The 12,653-nt window shown below is 60.4% G+C and carries 9 protein-coding genes and 1 pseudogene; 3 read left to right on the forward strand and 7 right to left on the reverse strand.

Features of this window, described 5'->3' with window-relative positions; translation table 11 throughout:
• The coding region (locus JNL55_RS11220) for a PaaX family transcriptional regulator C-terminal domain-containing protein (RefSeq protein ID WP_293852910.1) at positions 1 to 405 on the forward strand (405 nt) is incomplete at its 5' end.
• A 73-nt stretch (positions 406 to 478) separates the two neighbouring features.
• On the opposite strand, the gene JNL55_RS11225 is transcribed toward JNL55_RS11220, so the two are convergent.
• Both JNL55_RS11225 and JNL55_RS11230 read right to left on the reverse strand, forming a co-directional pair.
• A complete protein-coding gene (locus tag JNL55_RS11225; protein WP_293852911.1) occupies positions 479 to 1,807 on the reverse strand; it encodes a dihydrolipoamide acetyltransferase family protein in 1,329 nt (442 codons plus the stop codon).
• Positions 1,808 to 1,825: 18 nt separating this feature from the next.
• A complete protein-coding gene (locus JNL55_RS11230; protein WP_293852912.1) occupies positions 1,826 to 3,934 on the reverse strand; it encodes a transketolase C-terminal domain-containing protein in 2,109 nt (702 codons plus the stop codon).
• A gap of 160 nt (positions 3,935 to 4,094) precedes the next feature.
• Here JNL55_RS11230 and JNL55_RS11235 point away from each other — a divergent pair, with 160 nt between their 5' ends.
• Both JNL55_RS11235 and JNL55_RS11240 read left to right on the forward strand, forming a co-directional pair.
• Complete coding sequence (locus tag JNL55_RS11235; RefSeq protein WP_293852913.1) at positions 4,095 to 4,568, forward strand: Lrp/AsnC family transcriptional regulator; 474 nt, start codon at positions 4,095 to 4,097, stop codon at positions 4,566 to 4,568.
• A 6-nt stretch (positions 4,569 to 4,574) separates the two neighbouring features.
• Positions 4,575 to 5,375, forward strand: coding sequence for a DUF72 domain-containing protein (locus JNL55_RS11240; RefSeq protein ID WP_293852914.1), 801 nt, complete (start codon positions 4,575 to 4,577; stop codon positions 5,373 to 5,375).
• A gap of 18 nt (positions 5,376 to 5,393) precedes the next feature.
• Here the strand turns inward: JNL55_RS11240 and JNL55_RS11245 are convergent, their stop codons facing one another.
• The 5 genes and pseudogenes from JNL55_RS11245 to JNL55_RS11265 all read right to left on the reverse strand — a co-directional run.
• Complete coding sequence (locus JNL55_RS11245) at positions 5,394 to 6,365, reverse strand: FHA domain-containing protein (protein ID WP_293852915.1); 972 nt, start codon at positions 6,363 to 6,365, stop codon at positions 5,394 to 5,396.
• The gene (locus tag JNL55_RS11250) at positions 6,355 to 7,197 is read right to left on the reverse strand and encodes a PP2C family protein-serine/threonine phosphatase (protein WP_293852916.1); all 843 of its coding nucleotides are present in this window, start codon (positions 7,195 to 7,197) and stop codon (positions 6,355 to 6,357) included. Before JNL55_RS11250 ends, JNL55_RS11245 begins: the two co-directional genes overlap by 11 nt.
• A 14-nt stretch (positions 7,198 to 7,211) precedes the next feature.
• Positions 7,212 to 8,474 carry a multiheme c-type cytochrome gene (locus tag JNL55_RS11255; RefSeq protein WP_293852917.1) on the reverse strand — a complete coding sequence of 421 codons (1,263 nt, stop codon included), beginning with the start codon at positions 8,472 to 8,474 and terminating at the stop codon, positions 7,212 to 7,214.
• A 60-nt stretch (positions 8,475 to 8,534) separates the two neighbouring features.
• Positions 8,535 to 12,287 carry a multiheme c-type cytochrome gene (locus JNL55_RS11260; RefSeq protein ID WP_293852918.1) on the reverse strand — a complete coding sequence of 1,251 codons (3,753 nt, stop codon included), beginning with the start codon at positions 12,285 to 12,287 and terminating at the stop codon, positions 8,535 to 8,537.
• Between the two features lie 43 nt (positions 12,288 to 12,330).
• A pseudogene (locus JNL55_RS11265) lies at positions 12,331 to 12,653 on the reverse strand (hypothetical protein); the annotation flags it as partial.

Genomic DNA, 12,653 nt, shown 5'->3' on the forward strand with positions numbered 1-12,653 from the left:
GTCTCCATGGGTTGGGACTTGGACGACCTGGGTCGCCGATACAAACGGTTCATCGACATGTTCTCGCCGGTCGCGTCGACGCTGAATGGCGCCACCAACGCGCCGCCGCTCGCCGGCGATATCGCCTTCATCCTGCGCACATTGCTGCTGCATGAGTACCGCAAGATTCATTTGCGCGATCCTTTGCTGCCGGCAGCGCTGCTGCCGAGTGATTGGGCAGGAACGGATGCACAGAGACTTTGCCGAGATCTGTACGCGCAAGTGTTTCCGGCATCGGAAGAGTACTTGTCAGCGACAGTGCAGACCCAAGCCGGCGCCCTGCCGGCCCCGGCCGCGGAGATATTCCAACGCTTCGGCGGCCTGCCCAGCCCGGAGCTGGGCGACGGTGACACGCGCCTGGCCTAGCCGGCAGCAACTATTCCTTGGCAAACTGCCTGGCCCGGAACCGAGCAGCGACCTGTCCTGGCTGCGGATGCAATCAGTCCTTCCAGGTCTCCAGTCGATCAATCAGCACCTGCAGGAATCGATTCGCGCGATGGCCGTCCATCACGCGATGGTCCAAGGTCAGCGTGATGAAACAGCGCGGCTGGATCACGATGCGATCCTCTCCGTTCTCGGTAACGACGACTGCCCGCTTCTCCAACTTGCCGACACCGAGAATTGCGGACTGGGGCTGATTGATGATGATGGGCGTGGCCACCAAGCTGCCACTCACTCCATGATTCGAAATCGTGAACGTGCCGTCGCGCACATCGCTGGGCGCCAACTTATCCGTGCGAGCACGCTCGACCAGCTCACCTAACTCGCGGGCGATTTCCAACAAGCTCAAGCCCTGCACATTGCGAACTACCGGCACGACCAAGCCTTTGCCCTCCAGCGCTGTGCCGACACCGATATTGACAGTGTCCGGAACGATCAGCGCATCGTCCGTCCAGCGGCTGTTCGCTTCCGGCACTTCGCGAATGGCATCCACGCAGGCAGCGAGGAAATACGCTGTGAACGTCAGCGGCACACCTTGCCGCTGAAACTCATCTTTGTGAGCCGCACGATGAGCGATGACCGCCGACATGTTCGCTTCGAACACTGTCGTGACGTGCGGAGCCGTGTGCAACAAGCTCTCGACCATGCGGGCGGCGATGCGCTTCCGCATACTCGTATGTGGAACTTTGCGGCCTGCGACAGCAGCTTCCGCCTCAGTCGGCAGAGGCTCTTTACGCGCCGGCGTCTGGCCGCCTTTGGCGCTACGAGTGGAAATATAGGCAAGAACGTCATCAACAGTGACGCGCCCGCCTGTGCCCGTGCCACGAATCGGCGCCGCTTCAAGACCATGCTCGGCGATCAAGCGACGCACAGCGGGGCTGCTACGACCGGTCGACAACGCTTCAGCGTGAGCCGCCATGGCAGCAACGCGAATCTCTGAGCCCGGCAAGGCCGGCCGGCTCGACGAGCCCCCAGCCGCGGCAGACTCAACAGCGGAGCCCTCAGCAGCAGCCCGAACAGATGCGATCGCTGTACTGGCACTGCTGCCCTGAGCCGATACGCTCTCCGTGCCAGCGCCGGTCTGAGCCGCCTGAATCCGCCCCAACAACTCACCCGGCTCAATCTCCTCCTGCTCGTGCTTCAGAATTTCATGCAGCACGCCGCCGGCGGGCGAAGGAATCTCGATGGTGACCTTGTCCGTCTCCACCTCGATCAGCGGCTCATTCTCCGCCACCGTCTCGCCAATGTTTTTCAGCCAGCGCTGAACTTGCGAGCGCGTGCCCTCGGACTGCTCGCTCGGTGCGCGCACTTCGATCGTTGCTGTCATTGTCGCTTCTCTAAAAACTCAAATGCTGGCCAGCTGACGAATCGCATCCGTGATGCGAGCGACGCTCGGCACCACCGAATCCAGCAACAGCGGACTGTGCGGGCTCGGCACATCCGGCATGGTGACGCGATCGATGGGCGCATCCAGATCGAAAAACGCCTCTTTGGCCAAGGTCGCCGCGATCTCCGCACCGAAACCGGCGGTGAGATTGTCTTCGTGAACGATCAGGCAGCGACGCGTCTTACGCACCGACGCCAACACGGCCGCACGATCCCACGGCATCAAAGTACGCAGATCGATCAGCTCGACATCGACGCTCGACTCTGCAGCGGCCTGCTCACAACGCTCCACCATCGCACCCCAGCTGATGACGGTGAGCTCCGAACCGGCGCGCAGCAGCTTGGCCTTACCAAACGGCACGACGAATTCGTCGCCGGGATACGGCCTGCGAGCCCAAGCACCATCGAGCATCGCGCGATGCTCAAAGAAGATCGTCGGATCGTTGGCGCGCAACGCACTTCGCAACAGACCGACCGCGTCTTCCGCATTCGACGGCATCGCGACTCGCCAACCGATGGCGTGCACGAACTGCACTTCATTGCTCTGGCTGTGCCATGGATCGCCACACTTGAAGAAGCCACCCGGCATGCGCACGACCATCGGCGCCGCGAAGCGGTTGGCGGTACGCCAGCGCATCGTGCCGCAGTCGTTCAATTGCTCAACCGCAGGATCGGCGTATTTGCGGAACTGAATTTCCGGCACCGGCATCAGACCGGCCAGCGCCATGCCGACAGCGCGACCAATGATGCCTTCTTCGGAAAGGCTGGTATCGAACACGCGGGACGCACCGAACTTCTCTTGCAAGCCCAAGGTCGCGGCATGCACACCGCCTTTGCGACCGACGTCCTCACCGAACACGACGACGCGCGAGTTCACGCTCAACTCATGCTCCAACGTGCGACGAATCGCAGTGACCATGTTGATGCGTGGACCTTCAGAGCGCGGCGTCTCGGAAGACTTCGGGAAAGTCACACCGGCATTCAACAAACCGCCCTGCTGCTGCACGTCGACGCTGCCGTCTGCGTTTTGTTCGGAGAACACATGCGAAGTGGTACGAGTGTCGTCCGGCACCGAGCTCGCTTCGACGGCCGCCAACGCTGCCTGCACGTCGTCGTAAGCGCGCTTCTCTAACACACTCCATGCTTGTTCCGAGATCACACTCGGCACCAACTGAGCACGCAGCTGAACCAGCGGATCGCGAGCGCGCTCGCCGCTGATCTCTTCGGAAGACTTATAAGTCTGCGTGTCCTGACCGGAGTGACCGGACAAGCGCGGCACCAGCAAACGCAACAGCACCGGCCCTTCGCCAGAACGCACGGCGCTCACGGCTTCAGCAATCAATCCCGCGGCTTCCACCGGCTTGGCGCTGTCGCCTTGAATAATGCGCAGATTCTTGAAGCCCGACAGGTTGGCCGCGATGTTGCCGCCCGGCGTCTGAAAATCGGACTTCACCGAAATGCCATAGCCGTTGTCTTCGATAAAAAACAGCACTGGCAAGCGCTGCGTAGTCGCAATTGTGAGTGCTGCCCAGAAGCCGTTGGTCGCGGTCGACGCATCACCACCATGAGCAACAGCGATACTGCCATTCGCCTCAGCTTCGCCTAGCACTTGAGCTCGATACTGCAGCGACTGCGCCCAACCAATGGCCGGCGTGTACTGCGCACCGACGCCACCGCATGCAGGCAACACACAGACACCATCATCTCGCTTCGGTAAATTGAACACGACGCCGATATCGCGACCGTCGCTCACGCTGCCCGTGCGCATCATGGTCGAAGCCAGCGCGTCCTTCAGCGGCAGTCCCACCGACAACATCAGCGGTCGCGAGCGGTAATACACACCCATGCCATCGCGCGCACCGGTCATGAATTGACCGAGCAGCACTTGCGTAACGTCGTGGCCGCGAGCGGTGAACTGATAAAGAATCTTTCGAGCCGGCAGCAGTTGGCTCTCTTCCAATTCATCCAGGGCGCGCGACACCAGAATGGTGTGCACCACTCGTAGCCAATCCGGTTTTGGAACGTTGCGGGCGGCCTGGCCGAATACCGAGTGTCGTTCTGCGCTCATGGAACTGGAGTCTTTGGCTTCGCGACGCAGTAGCCGCGTAGGCCAGCCTACGCCCGCCTCGCGGGCGGAAATCAACAAACTGCGGCAGCTTTTACCCGGCTTTTGGTGATAACCTCCACGACACCCCGCCGTATTAGGCGATTCCACCTCGGGCTGTGTTATGGATCTTGATCGTTACGACGCCGCCATCCTCGATGAACTGCAACGCGATGGCCGCCGCCCCATCGTCGAATTGGCCGAGCAAGTCGGCCTTTCGAGTACGCCCTGCGCCCGCCGCGTGAAGCTCATGGAACAGAACGGGATCATTCAGGGCTACACCGCGGTCGTCGATCCAAGCCGGTTGGGATTGAAGGTGCAGGCCTTCGTGCAAGTTCGACTCAGCCGCCACACCGACGACAACGTCGAACACTTCCGTAAAGCCGTCGATAGCATGGAAGAAGTAGTCAGCTGTCATGCCATGACCGGCAGCTACGACCTGTTACTACAAGTCGTGGTCACGGATTTGGAGCACCTCAGCAACGTGGTGCTGAAGCAGCTCATGCACATTCGCTCGGTGCGGGACGTGCACTCGAGCATCGTGCTGAATACCATCAAGCTGTCATCGCGTGTTCCGGTGCGTCACCTGGTCCGTTGAGGAAGCATGGCTAACAGTGCAGGCAGAATTCGTACCGGCATCGGCGGCTGGACTTACGAACCCTGGGGAGAGACCTTCTATCCTCCCGACTTGCCCAAGAAATCGCAGCTCAACTATGCGTCGCGGCAAGTCACGGCCATCGAGGTCAATGGCACGTTCTATCGGCTGCAAAAGCCGGCCGTGTTCGCCAAGTGGCGCGACGATGCCCCGGAGGACTTCGTGTTCTCCATCAAGGCGCCCAAGTACCTCACGTATCGCAAAGTGCTTGCCGAAGCTGTTCCCTCCATGCCCCGCTTCTTGGCCAGCGGCTTGTCAGAGCTGGGCCCCAAGCTCGGGCCGATCTTGTGGCAGCTGCCGCCGAGCTTGCGTTTCGACGCGGCTGACATTGGCGCGTTTCTCGAAGCGTTGCCGCGGGAGTTGGAGGGGTTGCCGCTACGACATGTGCTCGAAGTTCGGCACAAGAGCTTTGTGGATGCTGCTTACATTGAGCTGGCGCGCAAGCACGTTGTGTCTACTGTATTTGCGCACACGGAGGAGTACCCGAACTTCGCCGATGTGACTGGGGATTTCGTTTATGCCCGCCTGCGGAAGGCGGAGGCGTCCGAGCCCACCGGCTATTCGATCCCTGCCCTGCAAGCCTGGGCCGACCGAGCTCAGGTTTGGGCCTCCGGCGGTTCGCCAGCGGATCTGCCGTATGTTGCCAAAGACAAGGCAGCGAAGCAGCCTCGGGATGTGTTCGTGTTCTTTATTAATGGCGCGAAAGAAAGAGCGCCAGCCGCCGCGCGGCATCTGCTGACGCTGATCTGATCGCCCTGATTTTATCGGCTATTTAGACAACAGAAACTTGTAAGCCGCGAACAGCACCGCGATGGTGGCCAGGAAGGCCACGGTGGCGATGATCAAGCTCCTGCCCTTGGGCTCTTCGCCAGCACCGTCGCCGATGAGGCGCTGAGACGCGGTGATAACCCCACTGCTGGCGTCGGTGCGGAACAAACACTCGACCGGCCCGAAGCGCACGCGATCTCCCGAAGACAAATAACTCACATTGGCTCGCTTGCCATTCACGAAGGTGCCATTGGCCGACATTTGGTCGAGCACTTTCCAACGTTCGCCTTCGTTGACGATCTTGGCGTGGAGCGCCGACACGCCGCTGTCCATGAACTGCACTTCACGATCGGTCTGACTGCCGATGGTCCACTCGGCATTGCCCGAATCGCCGACGGCCAGGCGAATGTTCAAGCCAGTGCGACTACCGGAAACAACCTGCAGATGCGGTCCATCAACCGAGCTCGAAGCCACTGCCACCGGCGCCGCGCTGCTCGCCATTTGCTTCATCTGCGCCGGATCGATGAACTGGGTCTTGTGAATGCCAGCATCCCCCAACGCATCCGGATCCGCCCACGCGCCCGGGCGTTTGAAAACACCGCTGCTCTCAGCAACGACAGCCGCCGACTCCGGCGCGCGATACACCGTCTTGCTTTCATCGAGCGCCACGGCTGCCTGTGGAGGCAGACGAAAATCGAACTCTTCCACATCGAACCGCAACCGATCGCCCGACGCCACTTTCACGCGTCCGGAAATTCGATTGCCGTTGATGAACGAGCCGTTGGACGAGCCGAGGTCCTCCAGCCAATAACCGTCCTCGGCCAGCACAAGCTTGGCATGCCGACGTGAAGCATGACCTTCGGTGAGCAGCACGTCGCAGTCTGCCTGGCGACCGAGCACGGTCTCAGGTTTCAGGGCAATCTCACGATTGCTGCCGACCTTGATCAACAAAGCATGGAACTCAGCGACCATAGAACCACCACCACAGCACTGCCACCAGCGTTGCCGCTGCCACTCCGCCACAAATCGCCAAAATCATAGGGAACATGGGGCGCAGTTTCTGCGACATTGCGCTCGAAAAACTGACCGCATCCGGGCCGTCATAGGCCACCACCACGGCACTGACATTGTCCCGCCCGCCCTTGGCCAGAGCCGCGTCGATCAGCGCCTCAGTGGCCTGCTCAGGCTCTGTATGGGTGCGTAGGACATCGGCAATCTCCCGGTCCTCCAGCTCATCGTTCAGACCGTCGCTGCACAGGAGCAACCAGTCGCCCCGCTGCAGCGGCAGCTTCGCCACCGACGGTTCCGGCGTGCCGATACCCAGCGTGCGCGTGACCAAATTCCGGTTCGGATGGCCTCGCAACTGTTCTTCGGACAAGTTCTCCTGAGTTCGTAACATTTCCAGATAGGAATGATCCCGCGTGATGCCACTCAACACGTCGTCGCGCCACAGATAAGCGCGACTGTCCCCGACCCACGCAATCTCCGCCTGCCGCTCAACGATGCGCACGGCAACGACAGTCGACCCCATGTTGTCGTACGCGGGATTGGTCTTGGCCGTCGTCGCCACCGTCTCGTGAGCCTTGCGAATGGCATCGGCCAGCGGCAACGACAAGGCTTCACCCAGCAATGTTTCTTTCACGACGCGGCTGGCGACATCGCCGCTCGCGTGCCCGCCCATGCCGTCGGCGACGAACCAGAAGCTACTCGCCTCGTCCCACCCGATCACGTCCTCGTTGACGCCGCCACGACGGCCCACGTGAGTGCGTCCGGAGAATCGTTTGTTGGCGGCGCTGAAACGCACGTTGGTGGGCTCGTTCAGAATGATTTCTGCGCGTTGGCCGCGGCAGTGGCGAACTGTTGTGGGCTGAACGTGGAGTCATTCTTGACGGCGTTGTACAACGCATCCAGCGCCGCCTTCTTACTGTTGCGGTCGCCGATGCTGTAACTCAAGCTTTCCAGCCCAAGCACGATCTGCTCTGCGGCCGCGTAGTCACCCGCTTTGTCGGTGGCCGCATAACGAGCCAGCGTCTTGCGCATCTTAATTACGTCCGCGCTCGAATATTGTCGACGAGCGAGCACATCCCGCGGCGCCAGCCAATTCAGCAACGCCTTGGCTGCCTCGCTCACCGCGGCTCGGTCGCGTTGTCCCGCGCGAATCAGTGCATTGGTCAGTTCAGCCAACTGCGCAGTCGCCGCCGGCTCGAAAGTATCGGTGAGGGCCTGCAACACGATGAGATTCTGGGTCTGTAATCGCACCGTTCCCGGCTTGATGCCGGCGCCCGCGCGCGCCGCATTCCAGCGAATCTTGTCCATCGGGTGATGGCAACTATGACAATCGTAGAACGCCAGCTCCGGAAACATGCTGCCCGCATGGAACATATTTGTTTGCAACAACGACAAAAAACGGCGGCTGGTTTCCAGTTGACCGGTCACCCACAAATTCATGCCTTCGATCTTTCCCTTACGCTGTTCGTAGTCGGCGTCGACGATGAAATGCGCCGGCTGATTGGTGGTGTAGGCCTCGAGCTCGAAACTCAAGCGCGGATGCCCCGCGCCCATGATGGCGTGCGTGGCAAATTGATCCTTGGTGCCGAGATGACAGCCGAGGCACACCTGAACGCGTTTCAACGGCTGCTCGGTTGGATACATGCCGCGTGCCACGTTGTCCTTGTGAGTCGCCGACTCCGCGGTGTGACTCTCCAACCATTTCTCAGAGCCACCGTGGCAGGCCTCGCAGCCGATACCATCGCTGATCTGAAACTTCGGGCCGCGCTTGTCGGACGGCACATTGTCGGCATGACAGTCCAGACAGATTTTGGCCGCCGTGGCATTGGGCAGGCCGAGATTGGCGGCAATGCGCTTGGACTCGGCTAATTCCAAGGTCCGGAACGCCTGCGCGTGCCGGTCCTCCTGTTGCCAGATGCGATATTCGTTCAGCGCCACGTCCTTGTCCGATTGCGGCGCCAGCTTGCCGTGGCACACACTGGTGGCGCAGCTGGCGACCCCCATGTGTTTGTAATCGGCAATACCCGGCTCCAAGGCGAGCGCGGCCGCACTCACTCCTAACAGCGCTGCCATCCGACACAGCGCTTTGATGTTTGAGAAGGCGTTCCGCCTCCACCCCATAGTGATGCTCCGCTACTTACGCGTCATCTGTTGGTCTACTTGATCGGTCACATACCATGGGCGTCCGCTGTCATCCAGGAACAGCTTGCGCATTTCCTGCAGACTCAGCGGTCGTGAGCCTCGGCGCCCGAACACGGCCACCTGCCCACCGGTCTCGTCCACACCTCTATCACGCTCGAGCCCCTTGGAAAGACTCAACGCCGGCCGATTGGTGGAGTACATGGCGATCAGCTCGGGCTTGGGGTCGGGACTGAAGCCATAGAATTTGGGCTGCGACGCCGGCGAGGTGAGCTGCACCACCTTCAGCCCGTTTTTGCCGTCAGCGACGTATGCAAACAGCGACGCATTGGTGGTGGCGACGATTACGTCATACGCATCGGTGATTTTTCCGCCGGCGCTGAAGCGCTGATACTCGAACATTCGCTCCGGCCGCTCGACATCGACGATTACGACGCCATCGCTACCGGCCGCGACATAAGCGTAAGTTCGCGCCACGAATACACGTCGCGCATCCTTCATTCGGATGGTGTTGTCGGCGACGACTCGCGGCGCCTTTGGATCCGTCACGTCGATAGTCTTCAAGCCATCCGCATCCGTGACGAACAAGTAGCGGAATTGCAGCGCTGTCGAACGAGCATCTCGTAGCGGCACTTCGGCGACCATCACCGGCTTCAACGGCTCGTCGACACTGACGATGGCAAGGCCTTTGGCCGTCGTGATGTACAAGTAGTAACCGCCGACGGTGATGTGCCGTGCGCCGTTGAGCACGCCGCCCGGATTCCAGGTCACCGCTCGCTTCAAGAAGTTATTACGCGGCTCGCCATCGGCCATGGTGTTCACGTCGACCAGGATCAAGCCTTCCTTCGCATCAGTGACGTAAGCGTAGTTGTAGAGCGGATGAAACGGCTGCTCCAAGTTGGCCACTCGCATCTTCTCGCCTTGATTACGCGGCGGATGGATGGGCTGGTTGGTCGGCAATGCCACGCAGGTCGCGTCTTTGGTGTTGACCTGGGTGTCATGGCCCAGCGGGCTGAACGGCGCAGAGATCAAACGCTGCGAGACGCCCTTGTTGCCCTGGCTCGCCACGTCGTACACCTGCAGACCACCGCGACCTTCGGCGACGTACAGGTACTCGCCACGCAATTGCAGACACCGCACTTCGCCAGCGCCATGGCTGTAGCCATTCTTGAGCTCGCGATCGTTCTTATTGTGAGCCGAGAACCAATCCGGATAGGCATAGCGATGCAAGTAGCTGCCGATGACGGCTTGCGGCTCATCCCATTCAGTGACATTGACGGCGCTGATCTGACCGTCGCCGCCGACGTACGCGTTGTAGCCGACGAAGTTGATGAAGTTGGTTCCCTGGGCCAACAACTGCGCCATGATGGCGTTGTTGTCGTTCTCCTTGGACAAGTGACAGTCGCTACAAGTCTTGGTCTCAGTCTTGCGCTCGGTGTGCGGATAGTGCGGGTTGAATGCCTGCGAGCTGTAGCCGCTGGCCGCGATCGGCGGCTGCTGGATATAAATCTTCTCGCGGTTGGCGTTGGTCGATGACAGCACTAGCGCTGAGCTAGAGCGCACTGGCGCGATCTTGCCACCGGCCGCGGGCTCGCGACGACCGAGCAGGAACATATCATCGCGCGCCACTTGCGGATTGTAGGTCGCGAAGTTGCGCGTCTCGCCGCCTTCGTAGTGATTTCGATCGGTCTTGGCATTGGCCTCGATGGGCAAGTGACAGCCGCCGCAACTCGTGGTCCACGAGGTGTGACACATGTAGCACTCGACGTTCTCATCGGTATGCGCGAGGTTGTTGGTGGCGACGCCCTTGCCCCACTCCAGCGAGCTCGTGTTCTTGCTCATGAGCTTGGCGCGCGCTGCCTTCGGGTTGTACTCGGCGCTGAGCGGATCGACCGACCGCTTCACCAGACTCATGCGCCATTCGACGCCAGGCTCCATCATGGAGCGTTGATACAACGTGTCGCCGATCCATTCGAAGCGGCGACGACCGTCAGGCGTACGCAGCGTCCCCATGTCGACGCCACCACCCAACGCCGCAGGTCCGGACGTGTACAGGTTCGGCAATTGCAAGGCCGTGCCGTGGCAGTCCTTACAGTCGATTTCCACCGCAGCAGCGACCTCACCGTAGATGTAGCCGTTGCCATGATTGTCTTGCGAGAAATGGCAGTCCACGCACTGCATGCCGACATCGACATGGATGGACGACATGTGCACGGCCTTCTTGAACTTCTGCGGATCCTCATCGCTCACGACACGATTGTTGGCGTCGAGCAGATTGCCTTTACGATCCCGCTTGAACACCGCACGGAAATTCCAACCGTGGCCGTGATAGTCCGCGAACTGCGTGTCTTTGAGCTGAGGATTCAGTTCCGACACTTGTTTCAGAAAGTCGACATCAGACCACTTGCCGCGCGTCGCCGCACCTTCTGGATTGCGATCCAATACTTTGCGGATCTGCTCACTGTCCGGATATTGCTGCTTCTCCGGCCACATAAAGGGCGCGTCGGACTCGTAATCCCACATGGTGTAGCCGAGAAAGCTGTTCATGAACATGTTGGGCTGGTGCATGTGACAGACCATGCACTGGCTGGTCGGCACCGAGCGCGTCAACGTGTGCGTGAGCGGATGACCTGGCTCAGTTTTGCTGATGGTCGGATCGACAGTGCGCGTCAAACCCTCGTGACCGAACTTGGCGTAGATGCTCGAGTGGCGCTTGTCGCGATCGTTCGCGTACACGACGTGACAGGAAGCGCAGCCCGAATGCCGGAAATCGCCGGGCTGATCGTTGGTGCCCATGAACCAAGGCAACGGATCGTTGAGACGGGTCTTGGTGATATTGATCACCGGCACAGCGATACGCGCGCCGGTGCCTGGACCGCGATTGGACTGACGAAAATCCGGCCGGCCCGGCTCTTCGATACGCTGTAACTGACCAAGCGCATTCGGCAAGCCGGTTTCTGGAAACAGATTGGCAATGTTGCGCCCACCGCGTTCGAACACGCGGAAGATGTCGCCGGGATGGATGGTCTCCCACGACGGCAACGGATACAGCTGCGGCAGGATGCCGGCAATCGCGGCCTGATCGATCAGATGATCGGGAATCTTCGGCCCTTTGAGCATGACGCCCTGGCCGTTGCGGTCATAGGCCTCGCCCAGGATGTACTGTTTGAAATCCAGAATGCCGTTGTTGTACGAGGCACCGCCCCACAACATTGCGCCGGTCGTGTGCATGCTACGCGCCGACGCCTCGATGATTTCCATGTGACAGGCACCGCACGACTCGCGGACGATGCGATAGTCGGACGGATTGATGAAGCGGACGAACTCGGGACTTTCCTTGTTCAACAACGTGTAGGTGCGCTCCGGATTGGCGCTGGACGGATACTGCCACTGCTGCGGAAACAGCGGCAGCACGTGAGCCAGCTCCTGCTGCTTCATGTATTCCTTGGTGCCTCGTTGAACACCCGACACCAAACGAACATTCGCATCGCCGCCATGACAATCCGTGCAGCCCAGCTTGACTGCCGGGTTGGTGTGCATGGTGACTTGATCGGTCTGCGTGTGGCAGGTCTGACAACCTTCGGTCTTGGACCGCGCCATCTCGTCGGTCTGACTCTTCGGCGCCGGCGGCGCAGTCACATACTTGGGCTCGTCACCGAACAGATTGGCGGACGCGACGCCAGTGAACGCACACAGGACGAACACGGCCTGCGCGAATCCTGTCGCGAGCTTACTGAGTTTTGTCATTGGCATCTTTGGCATGTTCGACCGCTGCGCCCCAGTAATCGTCTCAATAAGCGAAGAGCACGTTGAGCATGAAGTAGCCCGGATCCTCGTCCGGGAACAATGCATCGAAGCCGTCGCCGGCAATCAGCGTCGCGTACGACGCACGCACCACGATGTTCTGGCTCATCATCGGCCGATAGGTCAGCGACGCAGACACGTCATAGCCGATGTGCCGGTCGATGGGGCCTTGATTGCGCGCCACTTCGAGCACCGTCGGGTCGTCGAAATACAACGTGTTGGCGTTGAACGTCAGCCGCAACTCCGGCATCAGATCCATGTCCACGCCGACACCGGCCAGCAAGATGCCGGGATTGGTGAAGTTGGACT

Source organism: Steroidobacter sp., from assembly GCF_016790065.1.
Taxonomy (GTDB): domain Bacteria; phylum Pseudomonadota; class Gammaproteobacteria; order Steroidobacterales; family Steroidobacteraceae; genus Steroidobacter.

Coding starts and splice junctions, on each gene's coding strand:
- JNL55_RS11225 (WP_293852911.1), bottom strand. CDS start 1,807: ATGACAGCAACGATCGAAGTGCGCGCACCGAGCGAGCAGTCCGAGGGC.
- JNL55_RS11230 (WP_293852912.1), bottom strand. CDS start 3,934: ATGAGCGCAGAACGACACTCGGTATTCGGCCAGGCCGCCCGCAACGTT.
- JNL55_RS11235 (WP_293852913.1), top strand. CDS start 4,095: ATGGATCTTGATCGTTACGACGCCGCCATCCTCGATGAACTGCAACGC.
- JNL55_RS11240 (WP_293852914.1), top strand. CDS start 4,575: ATGGCTAACAGTGCAGGCAGAATTCGTACCGGCATCGGCGGCTGGACT.
- JNL55_RS11245 (WP_293852915.1), bottom strand. CDS start 6,365: ATGGTCGCTGAGTTCCATGCTTTGTTGATCAAGGTCGGCAGCAATCGT.
- JNL55_RS11255 (WP_293852917.1), bottom strand. CDS start 8,474: ATGGCAGCGCTGTTAGGAGTGAGTGCGGCCGCGCTCGCCTTGGAGCCG.
- JNL55_RS11260 (WP_293852918.1), bottom strand. CDS start 12,287: ATGACAAAACTCAGTAAGCTCGCGACAGGATTCGCGCAGGCCGTGTTC.